The 16,237-nt window shown below is 70.6% G+C and carries 12 protein-coding genes and 1 pseudogene; 3 read left to right on the plus strand and 10 right to left on the minus strand.

The annotated features are described in order from the left end of the window. From AAG801_RS31440 to AAG801_RS31450, 3 genes are all read right to left on the minus strand, one after another. Positions 1 to 3,459, minus strand: a 3,459-nt coding sequence (locus AAG801_RS31440; RefSeq protein WP_341891917.1) for a translocation/assembly module TamB domain-containing protein, incomplete at its 3' end; no start/stop codon positions are given. Positions 3,460 to 3,463: 4 nt separating this feature from the next. After that, positions 3,464 to 5,326 carry an autotransporter assembly complex family protein gene (locus AAG801_RS31445; protein ID WP_341891918.1) on the minus strand — a complete coding sequence of 621 codons (1,863 nt, stop codon included), beginning with the start codon at positions 5,324 to 5,326 and terminating at the stop codon, positions 3,464 to 3,466. Beyond that, positions 5,323 to 6,495: a VWA domain-containing protein gene (locus tag AAG801_RS31450; protein ID WP_341891919.1), complete on the minus strand. Its 1,173-nt coding sequence runs from the start codon at positions 6,493 to 6,495 to the stop codon at positions 5,323 to 5,325. The genes AAG801_RS31445 and AAG801_RS31450 overlap by 4 nt, the downstream gene beginning before the upstream one ends. A 109-nt stretch (positions 6,496 to 6,604) precedes the next feature. On the opposite strand from AAG801_RS31450, the gene AAG801_RS31455 reads away from it, so the two are divergent. Next, positions 6,605 to 7,807 carry a GGDEF domain-containing protein gene (locus AAG801_RS31455; RefSeq protein WP_341891920.1) on the plus strand — a complete coding sequence of 401 codons (1,203 nt, stop codon included), beginning with the start codon at positions 6,605 to 6,607 and terminating at the stop codon, positions 7,805 to 7,807. Here AAG801_RS31455 and AAG801_RS31460 read toward each other — a convergent pair. The 5 genes from AAG801_RS31460 to AAG801_RS31480 form a co-directional block, all read right to left on the minus strand. After that, positions 7,791 to 9,839 carry a S9 family peptidase gene (locus tag AAG801_RS31460; RefSeq protein WP_341891921.1) on the minus strand — a complete coding sequence of 683 codons (2,049 nt, stop codon included), beginning with the start codon at positions 9,837 to 9,839 and terminating at the stop codon, positions 7,791 to 7,793. The two genes, AAG801_RS31455 and AAG801_RS31460, sit on opposite strands and share 17 nt — an antisense overlap. A gap of 64 nt (positions 9,840 to 9,903) precedes the next feature. Continuing rightward, a complete protein-coding gene (locus AAG801_RS31465; protein WP_341891922.1) occupies positions 9,904 to 11,457 on the minus strand; it encodes a methyl-accepting chemotaxis protein in 1,554 nt (517 codons plus the stop codon). Positions 11,458 to 11,502: 45 nt separating this feature from the next. Then, entirely contained in the window at positions 11,503 to 11,964 is a 462-nt protein-coding gene (locus tag AAG801_RS31470) for a cache domain-containing protein (RefSeq protein ID WP_341891923.1), read from the minus strand. Positions 11,965 to 12,022: 58 nt separating this feature from the next. Next, positions 12,023 to 12,628, minus strand: coding sequence for a GNAT family protein (locus AAG801_RS31475; RefSeq protein ID WP_341891924.1), 606 nt, complete (start codon positions 12,626 to 12,628; stop codon positions 12,023 to 12,025). Continuing rightward, entirely contained in the window at positions 12,628 to 13,470 is an 843-nt protein-coding gene (locus tag AAG801_RS31480; RefSeq protein ID WP_341891925.1) for a MoxR family ATPase, read from the minus strand. The genes AAG801_RS31475 and AAG801_RS31480 overlap by 1 nt, the downstream gene beginning before the upstream one ends. A gap of 86 nt (positions 13,471 to 13,556) precedes the next feature. Here AAG801_RS31480 and AAG801_RS31485 point away from each other — a divergent pair, with 86 nt between their 5' ends. Then, on the plus strand, positions 13,557 to 14,204 hold the full coding sequence (locus AAG801_RS31485; RefSeq protein WP_341891926.1) for a c-type cytochrome: 648 nt from the start codon (positions 13,557 to 13,559) through the stop codon (positions 14,202 to 14,204). Positions 14,205 to 14,330: 126 nt separating this feature from the next. Further along, a complete protein-coding gene (locus AAG801_RS31490; RefSeq protein ID WP_341891927.1) occupies positions 14,331 to 15,605 on the plus strand; it encodes an HD-GYP domain-containing protein in 1,275 nt (424 codons plus the stop codon). A 3-nt stretch (positions 15,606 to 15,608) separates the two neighbouring features. Here the strand turns inward: AAG801_RS31490 and cueR are convergent, their stop codons facing one another. Together cueR and AAG801_RS31500 are read right to left on the minus strand one after the other, a co-directional pair. After that, positions 15,609 to 16,007 (minus strand): Cu(I)-responsive transcriptional regulator, encoded by a 399-nt coding sequence (gene cueR / locus AAG801_RS31495; RefSeq protein ID WP_341891928.1) that lies wholly within the window; start codon positions 16,005 to 16,007, stop codon positions 15,609 to 15,611. Next, positions 16,004 to 16,237 (minus strand): annotated as a pseudogene (locus tag AAG801_RS31500) (hypothetical protein); the annotation flags it as partial. The gene cueR and the pseudogene AAG801_RS31500, both read right to left, overlap by 4 nt.

Here is a 16,237-nt window from a genome sequence, read left to right on the forward strand (position 1 = left end):
GACGCGCAGGTCGACGTCGACCTGCCGCGCCTGCGCAGCCGTCGTCGCGGCAGGCCGTGCTTCGGCAGCGCCGTTGCGTGTGGCCGGCCGCCGCTCGACGAACACGTCGTCCGACAGGCCGGGTGCGTCGCTGCGCGTGAAGTCGATCAGGCCCTCGTCGATGCCGAGGCGGCCCTCCAGCGCCAGGCGTTCCCGATCGATCTGCAGGGTCGAGCTGCCGCTGACGACGATGCGCCGGTCGACCCGGCCGAGCAACTGGAAGCGCTGCGCCTCCAGCGCCAGCCGCACCACCGGCGCGCTGCCGAAGTGGGCGTCGCCGCTCAGCGTGACCGTGCCGGCGCCGGCACGTGCGCTGAAGGTCTCGATGCGTGCCGTCTCGCCCTTCAGCTCGGCGCGGATCTCGCCATCCGTCACGTTCACGCCCTGCAGGAAGTTGCGCACCGACAGCTGGCTGCCGCGCACCGCGCCGGTGTACTCCAGCGCGCCGAGCCGGCCGCCGATGCCGGCGCTGATGCGCAGCGCGCCGCCCAGGCGCCAGCCGGCCGGCACCCAGGGGCTCCAGGTGCCGAGGTTGCCGACCTGCAGCTCGAGCACGCCGGAGACCGGTGTGCCGGCGTTCGGCCAGGGCGACTGCGGCGTGGTGCGCGCGACGAAGGCGCCGGCGGCCACGCCCACGGTGGAGCCGGCCAGGCCCTGGGTGAAGCTCCACACGCCGTCGGCGACGTTCAGGCCGATGCGCAGGTCGGTCAGGCCGAGCGACTGCACGCCGGTCTCGTCGGTCACCGTCAGGTCGCCGCGCTCGCGCTCGATCACGATGTCGGCGGCCAGCGCGGGTGCACTGCGCCACTCGAGCTGGCCGCGCACGCGCAGGTCGCCGCCCCAGCCGAACTCCGGGTGCAGGCGCTGCAGCAGCGGTGCCACCGCCAGCGGCTCCAGCTCGGCCTTGGCGTCGAGCTGCATCGGCGCGCCGGCATGGGCCGCGGTCCAGGAGATGCGTTCCCAGCGCAGCGCGGCACCGAGCAGCTCGGCGCGGCCGGGCTGCAGCAGCAGTTGCGCGGCAGCGCCGTCGAGCCCGCCGAGTTCGAGCGCAACGTCGCGCAGGCGCAGCCAGGCCGGCTCGCCGCCGGCGCTACCCGCCTCGAGTTGCTGCAGCGTGCCGCGCCAGCCACCGACGGCGGCCACGGTACCGGGCAGGAAGCCGCCCTGCGCCTGCAGGCGCGCCTGCGTCGGCGCCTTTCCGTCGCCGGAAGCGGGCGTGGGCTGCAGCGCCTCGGCCCAGGCCGGCGGCCGCGCGTTGCTTTGCGCCTGCAGATCGATCCGGTGCGCGCGGCCGCTGCCCTGGGCGCGCAGCTGGGCAGTGTCGATGCGCGCAGTGCCGATCGCCAGCCCTGCCAGGTCGAGCTCGGCATCGACCGGCGCCTCCAGCGCGGTGCCGGCCTGCCAGCGCGCCGTGCCGCGCTGCACGGTGACGGTGCCGGCGCGCAGGGCGCTGGCCTGAGCGCGCCCGCTGGTGCGGATCACCGGCCAGCGCCCAGTCGCCTGCACGCTGGCGCTCAAGGCGCCGGACAGTGCCAGCCCCGCCGGGTCGGCGCCGACCAGCCGGGTCAGCGGCGCCAGGCGCGCCAGCGCCGGTGCGTCGAGGGTGGCCTCCCAGGCGTCGTCGGCACCGCCGCGCGCGCTGCCGAGCCGGCCGCTGGCGTCGATGCGGTTGCCGTCGAGTTCGGCCTTCAGCGTGGCTTGCCCGCGGCCGGCGGCGCCGCCGCGCAGCGTCAGCTCGCCGCGCAGCGGCACGCCGGCGAGCAGGCTGTCGGCGAGCTTCACGCTGGCATCGCCGCGCAGCGCAGCCCAGCGGGCCAGCGCATCCTTCGCGGCGAGCGCTGCGGGCGGCAGCGAGAGATCGAACTCGCCGCGCGCGTCGAGCTTGTGCGGCCCGCGCCGCCAGGGCGAGTCCTCGCGGCCGCGCCACCACAGCGATGGGTCGAACTCCGCCAGCGTCGCCTGGCCCTTCAGCTGCCAGGCAGCCGTGGCGTCAGGCCGGCTGGCCCGGCCCGCCAGCGTGGCGCGCGCGCCGCCGGCGCTGGCCTGTGCGCTGGTGAGCTGGAGAACGTCGGCGCCAGCGTTCCGCGTCCAGTCGCCATCGAGTTGCAGGCGCACTGCACGATCCTTGCCGCGGTCGGCCAGCACGCCGGCGATGTCGGCGCGCGCTGCCACGGTCTGCGCCGCCGCGCCGGGCGGGCTGCCGGTCAACGTCAGCGGGCCGTCCAGCCGCATCGCCGGTGCGCGTGCATCCAGCCGCGCCGGTTGCAGCGCTGCCAGCACGACCTCCAGCAACCAGCCGTCGTTCGCCCAGCGGCCCTGGCCCTGCAGCCGGCCGGCGGGCTGGCGTGCCGTGCCGAGTTCGGCGTCGAAGCGACGGACCTCGAGCCGCGAGGGATCGTCCGGCCGCGCCTGCAGCTCGAGCACCAGCTGGCGCAGCGGCAGGCGGCCTTCGTTCCACAGCCCCGGCGTGGCGTTGTCGAGCGTGGCGCTGACGTGCGCCGGCTGGTTCGCGGCCTGGCTGCGCGCCGTTGCTGAGCCGCTGATCACGGTGGCGGGCGCCGAGGGGTGGAAGGCGGACAGGTCCAGGCCCTGCGCCTTCGCCGCCAGCTCGCCGATCGGCCACGCTTCGAACGGGCGCAGCACGGCGCCGAGGTCCAGCGTCTGTGCGGGCAAGGTCGCGGCGCCCGGCGCCGGGGCAGGCTCGGCGCGCAGGGTCGCGGCGAGGCGGGGCTGGGCCAGCGGCCCGGCCAGCGTGGCGCGGGCCGACCACTGCGCGTTCGCCACGGCGCCCTCTTGCGTGAGCGCGACGGTGGCCTGCAGCGGCAGCGGTGCGTCACTGCCGAGCGTGGCGCTGCCCGAAGCCCGCAGGCGGCCGAAGCCGAGGCTGAGGCCGTCGATGCGATGCACCGCACCGCCGTCGGCGCCGAGGTGCAGCTTCGCGCGCAACTGGCGCAGCGCTGTCTCGCCGAGCGGCACGATCTGCACCGCCGCGATCTCGATCGCGCCGATCTCCAGCTCCACCGGCAGGGCCAGCGTCGTCGGTGCCGGCGTGGTCGTCGCGGCCGGCGCGCCGGGTGTCACGGTCACGCGCGCCGCGGCGAGCCGGTCGAGCACCAGGTGCGGCCGGCCACTGATCGCCCAGGCCAGGCGCAGGCCCTGCCACGACGCGTCATCGATCGTCAGCGAGCCGTTGCGTGGCAGCGTGATCGCGAGCCGCTGCACGGCCAGATCACCGAGCAGCACGCCGCGCACGCCGCTGGCCTGCACGCCGGGCAGGCGTCCGAGCACCCAGGCCGCGCCGGCCTCGGTGCGCAGCAGCCAGAGCAGCGCAGCGCAGCACATCGCCACGACCGCGAGCAGCGCCGCGGCCAGCGTGGCCCGGCGGCCCCAGGCGGGTCGGCGGATGGGCGGCTTCTCCATGCTTCTAGAAGGCAATGCCCACGCTCAGATGCAGCCGCACCTTGTGCACTTCCTCGCCATAGGCGAGGTCGACGCGCAGCGGCCCGACCGGGCTGCGCCAGCGCAGCCCGAGGCCGTAGCCGAGCGCGGGGCGCAACTCGTTCCAGTGGGTGGCGGCGTTGCCGGCATCCACGAACGCCGCCCACCACAGCGCCGGCATGCGCGCCGACACCGGGCGGGCGATCTCGGCGCTGCCGGTGAACATGACGCGGCCGGAGGTGACCGCGCCGTCGACCACCGGGCCGAGCGTGCGGTAGGCGTAGCCGCGCACCGAGTCGTCGCCGCCGGCGCGGAACAGCAGCGTGTCGGGCACGCCCACCGAGTTGGCGGCGAAGATGTTGCCGAGCTCGACCCGCGCATTGGCATACCAGGCCCGGCCGAGCGGCTGGTAGACGGTGAGCCGGCCGTAGCCTCGCCCGAACGGGCCGTTCTGCTCGGTCGAGTTGCGTGAGCGGCCGATCGCCGACTGCAGCGACAGCGTGTATCCGCGGGTCGGCAGCAGCACGCTGTCGACCTCGCGGTAGACCCAGTGGTAGTTCGCGGTGATCGCCTCGCTGCGCGTGCGGCCGGCGGTGTTGTCGACCCGTGCATGGGTCAGTTCGCCGAAGTAGAGCCGCTCGATGCGCTGCGTGTCCTGGGTGCGGCCGAAGCGTGCGGTCCAGGCCGTGCGGATCTCCTCACCGCTGCGCAGCCGCTCGGCGTTGCCGGCGACGAGGTTGCGGTACAGCCCTTCGAGTGGGTGCGAGATCAGCTCGCCGCTCCACGACTTCAGCGAGGAGCCGAGCTCGAACTTGTTGGTCGCCACCCAGTCCAGGTCGAAGGGGCGGCGGTGGCGATGCTCGAGCGTGACCCGCGGGCCGGTGTTGGCGCTGACGCCCACGCCGATGGTCGCCTGCTGCAGCGGCAGTTCGCGCACATGCACGATCACCGGCGTGGCGGCGGGGGTGACCGGGTCCGGGGCCAGCTCGACCGTCGCGCTCTCGAACAGGCCGAGCTTCTGCAGCCGTTCCTGGTAGTCGAGCAGCAGCTTCTCGCTGTAAGGCGCGCCAGCGCCGAAGGTGGCCAGGCGCCGCACGGTGCTCTCGTCGTAGCGTTGCAGGCCCTCCACGCGCAATTCGCCGAGGCGGTACAGGGCCCCGCTGTCCAGCTCGAGCTGCAGCGCCACTGTGTGCTGCGTCGCATCGACCTTCGCCGCAGTCTGCTGCCAGGTCGCGGCCGGGTAGCCCTCGGCGCGCACCTTCGCCAGGGTCGTCGTCTTCGCGGCGGTCCAGCTCGGCTGGCGGAACGGTGCGCCCTCGGGCAGCCCCCAGCCCTTGCGCAGCGCGGCCAGCAGTCGTGCCGCCTCGCCGCCGGCATCGGTGGCCGCATCCTGCAACTCGCCGCGCACGATGAACTCCACGCGCTCGACGCGGCTGCGCGGGCCTGGGTCGACGTGCACGCGCACCACCGGGATGCCCAGTTCGCCGGCGCTGCGCGATGTCTCGACCACGGCGGAGAAGTAGCCTTCGGTCTCGAGCAGCGCGCGTGCCTGCGCCGGCGCAGCGCCGGCCAGGCGGGTCAGCTCGGTGGCGTCGATTGCCTCGGTGTCGGGCGCGTTCTGGAAGCGCGCCAGGTCGAGGTACTCGGTCAGCAGCGGGCGCAGTTCGTCCGGCGCGATCACCTCGACGCGGTACTGCGCACGCGTCGGCGCCGCGGCCGGGGGCGCGTCGGCCGGCTCGAGCTTGTCCGGCTTGTCGCCGAAGGGCAGGGCGGCGCAGCCCGGCAGCCCCAGGAGCACCAGCGCCGCGAGCCCGGCCACCAGCGCCGGTCGCGGCGCAGAACCGATCATTTGCTCAGCAGGCGCATCGCCCCTTCCAGCCCCTGCAGCGTGAGCGGGAACATGCGCTGGTTCATCAGCTGCTGGACGATGGAGATGCTCTGCCGGTAGCCCCACACGCCCTGCGGCTCGGGGTTGATCCAGGCGAACTTCGGGAAGGCGCTGGTCAGCCGCTGCAGCCACTCGGCGCCCGGCTCCTCGTTGTTGTACTCGACGCTGCCGCCGGGCTGCAGGATCTCGTAGGGGCTCATCGTCGCGTCGCCGACGAAGATCAGCTTGTAGTCCTTGTTGTACTTGCGGATCACGTCCCAGGTCGCGAACTTCTCGCTGTAGCGGCGCCGGTTGTTCTTCCACATGAAGTCGTAGACGCAGTTGTGGAAGTAATAGAACTCGAGGTGCTTGAACTCGCTCTTGGCGGCGCTGAACACTTCCTCGACGCGGTGGATGTGCTCGTCCATCGTGCCGCCGACGTCCATCAGCAGCAGCACCTTCACCTTGTTGTGCCGCTCGGGCACCATCTTGATGTCGAGGTAGCCGGCATTCGCCGCGGTGGCGCGGATGGTGTCGTCGAGGTCGAGCTCTTCCTCGCTGCCTTCGCGCGCGAAGCGGCGCAGCCGGCGCAGCGCCACCTTGATGTTGCGCGTGCCGAGCTCCAGCGTGTCGTCGTAGTCCTTGTACTGGCGCTGGTCCCAGACCTTCACCGCGCTCTTGTTGCGGCCCTTGTCCTGGCCGATGCGGATGCCCTGCGGGTTGTAGCCGTAGGCGCCGAACGGGCTGGTGCCGCCGGTGCCGATCATCCGGTTGCCGCCCTCGTGGCGTTCCTTCTGTTCCTCGAAGCGCTTCTTCAGCGTTTCCATCAGCTCGTCCCAGCCCATCTTCTCGATGGCCGCCTTCTCCTCGGGGCTCAGCTCGAGCGCGAGGTGCTTCTGCAGCCACTCCAGCGGGATGTCCTGGCTGAAGTCAGTGAGCAGTTCCACACCCTTGAAGTAGGCGGCGAAGGCGCGGTCGAACTTGTCGAACTGGGCTTCGTCCTTGACCAGCGTGGTGCGCGCGAGGTAGTAGAACTGGTCGACCGAGTTGTCGATCACCCCTTCCTTGAGGCCCTCGAGCAGCATCAGGTACTCCTTGACCGAGACCTTCAGCTTGGCCGCGCGCAGCGTGTAGAAGAAGTTGATCAGCATCGACGCACCGGGCCGGGGAGGGCAGTATTTCGAGCAGGATACACGCCCGGCAGGGCAGCGTGGCTCCTAGGTGTTTCACGCCGCGGTGCGCGTGCAGACAATGTTCGCCGTGCCCAGCTTTTCCGCCACCGAGGTTGCCTTCCTGATGGTCGCCTGCCAACAGGCCGTGCTCGGCTTCGGCTGGCTGGCCGGTGCGGCGCTGCTGCCCGATTCGCGCCGCGCGGCGCTGCACTGGGCGCTCTATGCGGCGCTGAGCGCCGTCTCGCTGGTGCTGTTCGTCGCCTCGGTGAAGCCGGGCATCGAGCCGGTGCGTGCGCTGGCCAATCTGTGCATCGTGCTGTCGCTGGTCGTGCTGCAGCGCGGCGTGTGGGCCTTCTTCGGCTGTGCCCGACCGTGGCGCTGGCATCTGCTGGTGATGCTGGCCACGGGGGCGGCCACGGCGTTCGGCCTCGACCCGGCACACGGCGCCTGGCGCGTGGCGATCATCTCCGGTGCGCTGTCGGCGCTGTGCCTGTCGGTCGGCTGGGACATGCAGCGCGAGGCGCGTGCCCGCATGGAGTTGCGCTGGGGCGCCGTGCTGGCGGTGCCGCTGCTGCTCGGCGGTCTGGTGTTCGGGTTGCGTGCGGCGCGCGCGGTGATCTCGCCGGGGACGATCGTCGCCGAGGTCACAGCCGACAGTTCGCTCAACGTCAGCGCGGCATTCGCCTACCTGGTGATCGCGCTGGTCTTCCAGCTCACGCTGGTCGCGCTGGTGGTCACGCGCGGCGTGGTCGAGCTGCGCCGCAGCTCGCGCTTCGATGCGCTCACCGGCCTGCTCAATCGGCGCGCCGCCCAGCAGGCGCTGGAAGACGAGGTGCAGCGTTCGCGCCGCCTCGGCGAGCCCTTCTCGCTGCTGATGATCGACGCCGACCACTTCAAGGCGATCAACGACGGGCAGGGTCATGCTGCCGGCGACCGCGCCTTGCAGCACCTGGGCACGCTGCTGGCGGCGCAGATGCGCGACATCGACCGTGTCGGCCGCTGGGGCGGCGAAGAGTTCGTCGTGCTGCTGCCCGGCGCCACGCTGCCGCAGGCGCAGGAGGTGGCCGAGCGGCTGCGCGAGCGGTGCCAGGCGCTGCCGCCGCGCTGGCTGGACGACGTGCTGCCGCTGACGCTGTCGGTCGGCGTCGCGCAGTGGGCCGGCCCCGCCGACGACCTGCCGGCGCTGCTGGCACGTGCCGACGCCGCGCTCTACCGCGCCAAGCAGGCGGGGCGCAACCGCATCGAGTCCGAGCCGCCGGGCGGCGCGCCGCGCGTCAGCGTCGTGCGCTGACGCTCTTGCTGGTGGTCTTGCGGCTGGCCTTGCGCGCGCCGCGGCGGGCCGGGTCGTGCGCCTTCAGCCAGTCGAAGTACTCCGCGTACCAGAGCTTCGAATTGCGCGGCTTGAGGATCCAGTGGTTCTCGTCCGGGAACCAGACCAGCCGCGCAGCGACGCCGCGCGCCTTCAGCGTGTTGTAGTAGGCCAGGCCCTGGCCGTCGGGCACGCGGTAGTCGAGCGCGCCGTGGATGACCAGCGTCGGCGTCTTCATCCTGCCGGCGAAGGCGTGCGGGCTCTGCGCGTGCACCTTCGCCATGTCGTCCCAGTACGAGGCGCCGAGCTCGCGCGGGAACCAGGTGTAGGCGTCCTCGGCGAACATCGCCACCCAGTCGAAGCAGCCGGCGTGGCACACGTAGGCCTGGTAGCGGCCGGGCTTCACGTGGCCGTTCATCCACGCCACCATGTAGCCGCCGTAGCTGCCGCCGCTGGCGAACACTCGCTGGCGATCGGCCCAGGGCTTCTTCAGCAGCCAGTCGGTGGCGGCTTCGACGTCCTGCAACTCCAGTTCGCCCCAGCGGTGCGTGATGCTGTCGAGGAAGGCGTGGCCGAAGCCGCTCGAGCCGTGGTAGTTCACGCAGGCGACCACATAGCCCTGCGCGGCGAACACATGGGTGTTCCAGCGGTAGTGGAAGGTGTCGGCCGCCGCGGCGTGCGGGCCGCCGTGGATGCTGTGCAGCACCGGGTAGGTCTTGCGCGGGTCGAAGCCGGGCGGGTAGACCAGCCACATCTGCACCTCGTCGCCCTGCGCGCCCTTGAAGCGCACGTCCTCGTGGGCGCCGAACTTCAGCGTGGCGAGCAGATCGTCGTTGAAGCGCTCCAGCCGCCGCGGCGCCTCGCCGTCGCGCAGCGAATGAATCCGCGCCGGATGGTCCATCGCGTCTGCGGCGCTGACCAGCACGCCGGCGGCCAGGTCGAAGCCCTGCACCCAGCCGCCCTCGACCACGCGGGTGGCGCTGCGCGAGCGCAGCTCGAAGCGCCACAGGTGGTTGCGCGCCTCCTGCTCGGCGGTGAACAGAACGGCCAGGCCGTCCTCGCTCCAGCGCAGCGGTGCGTGCACGGCGTGGTCCCAGGCCTCGCTGAGCGCGCGCCAGCGGCCACCGCGCTCGAGCACGGCCAGCCGCCCGGGCATCGTGTGCTTCCTGCCCTGGTTGGCGGCGACGAAGGCGATGCGCGTGCCGTCCGGGCTGTAGCGCGGCGACTCCATGTCCCAGCCCTTGTCGTGCGCGACCGGCTCGATGCGGCCGCTGCGCACGTTCAGCTCGGCCAGCGCCCGCGGCGTGTCGAGCTTCTTCTCCTGCCCGGGGTCGTGGGCGAAGACGATATGGCGCCCGTCCGGCGCGATGTCGAAGCAGTTCGCGTCGGGCTCGGCGCGCGACAACTCGTAGTCGGTGCCCTCGAACAGGTCGGTGATGCGGCCGCTGGCAACATCGAGCACGTGCAGGTGCGCCACGCGGCCCATCGGCACATGGTGGTCCCAGTAGCGGTACTGCGCTTCGCTGGTCACGTAGGCGCTTTCCTTGCGCGCCTTGAACTCCTTCCAGGCCTTGACCTGCGCGCGGGTGCCGCGCAGTTCCGGCCACACCCAGGCGGCGAAGGCGATGCGCTTGCCGTCGGGGAACCACTTGAAGGCCTCGATGCCGGGCGCGAAGTCGCTCACGCGGCGCGCCTCGCCACCGTCGGGCGCGATGACGTAGAGCTGCGCCGTCTCGTCCTTCGCGCCCTGCTGCTCGCGGCGGGCGAGGAAGGCGATGCGCTCGCCGGTCGGCGACCAGGCGGCCTGGCCGTCCTTCTCGCCGCACTGCGTCAGGCGCCGCGGGCCACCGCCGAAGGTGGAGAGCAGCCACAGCGCCGAGCTGCCCTTGTTCTCCTCCATCGAGAAGCTCTGCACCGAGCACACCGCCTGCGCGCCGTCGGGCGACAGCGACAGGCCGCCGATGCGCTCGAACTTCCAGAGATCGTCGATGCCGATGGGCCGGCGCTGGGGCATGTCCACTCCTGATGCGACGCCGGCGAACCCGGCGGCCTCGATTGTGGACCGGGCGCGCGGAAGGTCAGGCGGTGGCGGTCTCGACGCGGAATCGATTCACCAGGCCGCCCAGGCGTTCCGTCTGGCTGGACAGGCTGTGCGCCGCAGCCGCGACCTGTTCGACCAGCGCAGCGTTCTGCTGCGTGCTGCCATCGATCCCGCGTACCGATTCGTTGACCTCGCGGATGCGCTCGTGCTGGCTGCCCGAGGCCGTCGCGATCTCGGTGATCAGCGTCTGCATGCGGCCCACGCCACCGACCAGGTCTCCCATCGTGCCGCGCATCTGCTCCACCAGCGCCGAGCCCTGCTCGACGCGTTCCACGCTGGTCGTGATCAGTGACTTGATCTCCTTGGCGGCCTCGGCGCTGCGCTGCGCCAGGCTGCGCACTTCACCGGCCACGACGGCAAATCCGCGACCCTGCTCACCGGCACGAGCGGCTTCCACCGCGGCGTTGAGCGCCAGGATGTTGGTCTGGAAGGCGATGCCGTCGATCACGCCGATGATGTCTGCGATGCGGCGCGACGACTCGCTGATGCCCTGCATCTTCTCGACGACGTCGACCATCGCGCGTCCGCCTTGCTCCGCAATCGCGCCAGTCTGCGTGACGACCTGATTGGCGTCGCGTGCGTGGCCGTTGTTCTCGGCGACGCTCTCCGTGAGCGAATCCAGGGTGGCTGCGGCCTCCTGCAAGGACGCGGCCGACTGCTCGGTCCGGTTCGACAGATCGGCGTTGCCGTTGCTGATCTCGGCGGCTGCGCCGCGGATCGCATCGGACGACTCCCGAACCGCCCGCACCATGCCCGACAGTTGTTCGGCCATCGACTGCAGGGCTCGCAGCAGCTGGGCGGCCTCGTCGCGCCCATGGGCTTCGAGCCGCACGGACAGATCGCCCTGCGCCACACGTTCTGCCGCGCGGGCCGCCTGTTCCAGCGGCCGCGTGACGGAGCGAGTCAGCAGCAGCGCGAAGGCCGCGGCGCACAGCGCCACCACGGTAAGCCCGGAGGCGAGCGCGAGCGCGCGCCGGTCGTTGGAGGCGGCGATCTCGCCGGCCTGTGCGGCTGCACGCTCCGCCTGCAGCCTGCCGAGCTGCTGCAACGCGCTTGCCCATTCCGACTGGATGGGCGCCAGGCGCGTGGTCAGTGTCTTGGCCGCTTCCTCGCCGTCGAACGCCATCGTGTAGCCGATCGCCTCCTGCACGATCGGTTCTGCCTGGGCCCGCAGTTGCGACGCGCGCTCGACGAGCCGGCGCTCCGGCTCGGAGACGTCGAGCTTGGCGAAGTCGGACTCCAGCTGTGCCAGGGACTTCATCGCCTGCCTGTAGACGTCGACGTCGCCGTTGATCTTCTCGCCGGCCGTCTGCAGGCCGGCATTGCGGATCGAGGACACCAGCTGGAGCTGGGCCTCGATCATGCCGTGCACCATCTCGACGCGTGACATCGTGGCGCCGGCGGTCTCGGCCAGCGCGGCCTGGCCATGGCGGCCCTGCACGACGGCGAGTCCGAAGGCCAGCACCGAGGCCAGGATCACGCCGCCGAAGCCGAAGGCCAGGCGTGTGCCGATGCGGTAGTTCGCAAACATGGGAGGTAGCCTTTCGCGGCGAGGTGCCGAACGCGCTGCTCGGGCTTACTGCTTGGTGATCGCGACGGCGACGAAGGCTTCCGCGCCGGGAGCGCGCTTGACGAACATCGAGCGCTCCTCCAGCTTCTTGCTGACCGGATTGATGAACTGGTAGTCGACCCACCCCTCGCCCTTCTGGGCGGTGGCGATGAATTCCTTCACGAAGGCCTTGCCGGAGGGGTCCTTGCTCTCCAGCGTGTCCTTGCCGCGCAGCTTCTCGTTGAGCGAACTGGCCAGAACGACGCCCTTGAAGTCCACCACGTTGACGTTCATCTCCTTGGCCTTCCACTCGGCGCCGCCATTGATGTCCTTGACGGCCTGCTCGAGACCGACCTTCTTGATCTGAGCGGCGGCCGCGTTCGCCTGGTTGCGGGCGTCATCCTTGGAGGCGTTGGCGGCATGCACCGGCAGAGTGCTGCACAGCGACACGAAAAGGGCCAGGGTGATGCGGCGGGTGAAGTGCGTCATGATCGAATCCTCCGGGGGGTATAGGGAACCCCCCATTTCGGCCGATCCTGACGTCACTTTAGGCCGATGATCTCCCGCGCTGCAGCTGGAAGTCCAGATGCGTCCGGACCGTCGGCCACTCTGTGGCCGTGATGCTGTAGACGGCGGTGTCGCGCAGCGAGCCATCGGCCGTGCGCTGGTGCGCGCGCAGGATGCCGTCGAGCTGGGCGCCGAGCCGCTCGATGGCGCGCCGGCTCTGCGCATTGAGCCGGTGCGTGCGGAACTCGACGGCGATGCAGCCCAGCGCGTCGAACGCGTGCCCGAGCAACAGCCGCTTGCACTGGGTGTTCAGGCCGCTGCGCTGCACGGACCGCGCGTACCAGGTCGAGCCGATCTCCACGCGCCGATGGACGCTGTCGACGTTCATGTAGGTCGTCATGCCGACCACACGGCCGGCCGCATCGAACACCGTGAACGGCAGCATGCTGCCGGCGCGCCACAGCCCGAGGCGCCGCTCGATCTCGGCGGCCATGCGCTCGGGCGATGGCACGCTCGTGTACCAGAGCTTCCACAGTTCGCCGTCGACCACCGCCTCGGCGAGCGCGGCGCCATGACTTGCGTCAAGCGGCTCGAGCCGCGCATGCGGCCCGGCCAGGCTGACGGGCTGGAGCAGATCGAGAGCCATCAGCGGTTATGACGCTGCATGAACACCAGCTTCTCGAACAGCGACACGTCCTGCTCGTTCTTCAGCAGCGCGCCGACCAGCGGCGGCACGGCGACCTTGTCGTCCTTGCTCTGCAGCGCCTCGAGCGGAATGTCTTCCGCCACCAGCAGCTTCAGCCAGTCGAGCAGTTCCGAGGTGCTCGGCTTCTTCTTCAGCCCGGGCAGGTTGCGCACCTCGTAGAAGTTGCGCAGCGCGGCGGCGAGCAGTTCCTTCTTCAGCTTCGGGAAGTGCACGTCGACGATGCTCTGCATCGTGTCGGCGTCGGGGAACTTGATGTAGTGGAAGAAGCAGCGGCGCAGGAAGGCGTCGGGCAGCTCCTTCTCGTTGTTCGAGGTGATGAACACCAGCGGGCGGTGCCGCGCCTGCACCATCTCGCGCGTCTCGTAGACGTAGAACTCCATGCGGTCGAGTTCGCGCAGCAGGTCGTTGGGGAACTCGATGTCGGCCTTGTCGATCTCGTCGATCAGCAGCGCCACCGGCTGCTCGGCGGTGAAGGCCTGCCACAGCACGCCCTTGACGATGTAGTTGTGGATGTCCTTGACGCGCTCGTCGCCGAGCTGGCTGTCGCGCAGCCGGCTCACCGCGTCGTACTCGTACAGTCCCTGCTGCGCCTTGGTGGTGCTCTTCACGTGCCATTGCAGCAGCGGCATCTTCAGCGCGGCGGCCACTTCCTCGGCCAGCATCGTCTTGCCGGTGCCCGGCTCGCCCTTGACGAGCAGCGGCCGCTTCAGCGTGATTGCTGCATTCACCGCCAGCATCAGATCCTGGGTGGCGACGTAGTTTTCGGAGCCTTGGAACTTCATCTGGGGTGGTCTTGATTCAGGTTCAGTCCAGTATAAGGGGCCCCTATAATCGCCGGCTGGAGACGAAAACCAGCCCCCTTTTGACCATGAACAAAGCGCTCTCGTTGATCTACGCCTTGGCCCTCGCCGCCGGCTTCGCCACCACCGCGCAGGCCCAGGATGCCAAGGCCGGCGAAAAGAAGGCTGCGATGTGCATCGGGTGCCACGGCATCCCGGGCTACCAGGCCAGTTTCCCCGAGATCCACAAGGTGCCGATGATCTCCGGCCAGAGCGGCAAGTACATCGTCGCGGCGCTGGCGGCCTACAAGAAGGGCGAGCGCAAGCACCCGACGATGAAGGGCATCGCCGCCTCGCTGACCGATCAGGACATGGCCGATCTGGGCGCCTTCTACGAGACCCACGGCGGTGCGACCGGCAATGCCGCGGCGGCCCCGGCAGCCCCGGCCACGGTGGCCGAGCTGCTGAAGAAGGGCAACTGCGCCTCCTGCCACGGCGAGAACCTGAACAAGCCGATCGATCCGAGCTACCCCAAGCTCGCCGGCCAGCACGCCGACTACCTGTTCGTCGCGCTGAAGGCCTACCAGACCGAGAACAACGCGCAGGTCGGTCGCGGCAACGCCATCATGGCCGGCATGGCCAAGCCCTTCAGCCACGCCGAACTGAAGGCGATGGCCAGCTACATCGCCTCGCTGCCCAGCGACCTGAAGACGGTGCCGGAGTCGCGCTTCCGCTGATCCCCCGCTCCGCTGCCGTGAAAAGCCGCTGGTTTCCAGCGGCTTTTTTGTTGGTGCGGCGCACTCAAGTCGCGTGGAGGCAGGCCGATACTCATTGATGACGGCACCGCTGGCCGAGGGCCTCTCATGCTGAAGAAGATTCCTGTCGAAGAGTTGCGCCTGGGCATGCACCTGCACGCGATGTGCGGTGCCTGGCTCGACCATCCCTTCTGGCGGACCAAGTTCGTCCTGCGCGATCCGGCCGACCTGGAGAAGCTGCGCGTGAGCGCGGTCGACGAGGTGTGGATCGACGTGTCCAAGGGCCGTGACGTCGAGCTGGCAGAGACCGGGGTCGCGCCGCGCCGTGACGCCGCCGCTGCACGGGCGGCCGCTGTCCGGGCTGCGCCTCCCGCGGTCGAGCTGCCCGCGGCGCCGGCGCCAGCCGCTGCGACCGCCCGTGCCGAGCTCGGCGCCGAGCTGCAGCGTGCCTCGGCACTGGTCAACCAGTCGCGCCAGGCGGTCTCTTCGCTGTTCGCCGAGGCCCGCATGGGCCGCGCGCTCGACGCCGAGAAGTGCCTGCCCCTGGTCGACGAGATCGCTTCCTCGGTGTGGCGCAACCCCGGCGCCATCGTCAGCCTGGCGCGGCTGAAGACGCACGACGACTACACCTACATGCACTCGATGGCGGTGTGTGCGCTGATGGTCTCGCTGGGCCGGCAGCTCGGCATGGATGAAGGCGCCGCGCGCGAGGTCGGCCTGGCCGGCATGCTGCACGACATGGGCAAGGCGATGATGCCGCTCGAGGTGCTCAACAAGCCCGGCAAGCTGACCGACGCCGAGTACGAGATCATGAAGACGCACCCGCAGCATGGCTACGAACTGCTGCTCGAGGGCAAGGGCGTTGGCGAGGCGACGCTGGACGTGACCCTGCACCACCACGAGCGGCCGGATGGCAAGGGCTATCCGCATGGCCTGTCGGGTGACGCGCTGACGCGTGTGGCGCGCATGGGCGCGGTGTGCGACGTCTACGACGCCATCACCTCCAACCGGCCCTACAAGGCCGGCTGGGACCCGGCCGAGTCGATCGCCAGGATGGCCTCCTGGACCGGCCAGTTCGACCCCGCGATCTTCCAGGCCTTCGTCAAGAGCCTGGGCATCTACCCGATCGGCTCGCTGGTGCGCATGCGCTCGGGCAAGCTCGGCGTGGTGGTCGAGCAGAACGAAGCGTCACTGGTCGCGCCGAAGGTGAAGCTGTTCTTCTCGACGCGATCGAACATGCCGGTCGCGATCGAGCTGGTCGACCTGGCCTCGCCCGCGTGCAACGACGCGATCGTCGCGCGCGAGAGCAACGCGCAGTGGAAGTTTCCGCACCTCGACGAGCTGTGGGCCGGGCCTGAGGTTCTGCGCAAGCTGGGCAAGTAGCCCTCAGCCGGAGCGCCCGCCCGCCAGGTCGTCGAGGATCGGGCAGTCCGGCCGGTCGTCGCCCTGGCAGCAGTGCGCCAGGTGCTGCAGCGTGCGCCGCATCGCGTGCATCTCGTCGATGCGGCGCTGCAGGTCGGCGGCATGTTCCAGCGCGATGCGCTTGACGTCCTTGCTGCTGCGCCGGCGGTTGTGCCACAGGCCGAGCAGGATCTCGATCTCCGGCAGGCCGAAGCCGAGGTCGCGGGCTCGGCGGATGAAGCGCAGCGTGTGCACGGTGGCCTCGTCGTACTGGCGGTAGCCCGACTCCGTGCGCGGCACCTTCGGCAGCAGACCGAGCTCCTCGTAGTGGCGGATCATCTTGGCCGACACGGCCGACTGCTTCGAGGCTTCGCCGATGTTCATGGCTTCGAGCCCCATCGCTTGAGCAGCAGCGCGTTGCTCAGCACGCTGACGCTGGACATCGCCATCGCCGCGCCGGCCACCACCGGGTTGAGCAACCCGAAGGCCGCCAGCGGAATGCCGACGACGTTGTAGAAGAAGGCCCAGAACAGGTTCTGGCGGATCTTCGCGGTGGTGCGGCGCGAAATGTCGATCGCCTGCGCCACCAGCGCCGGGTCGCCGCGCATCAGCGT

Source organism: Variovorax sp. YR752, from assembly GCF_943372545.1.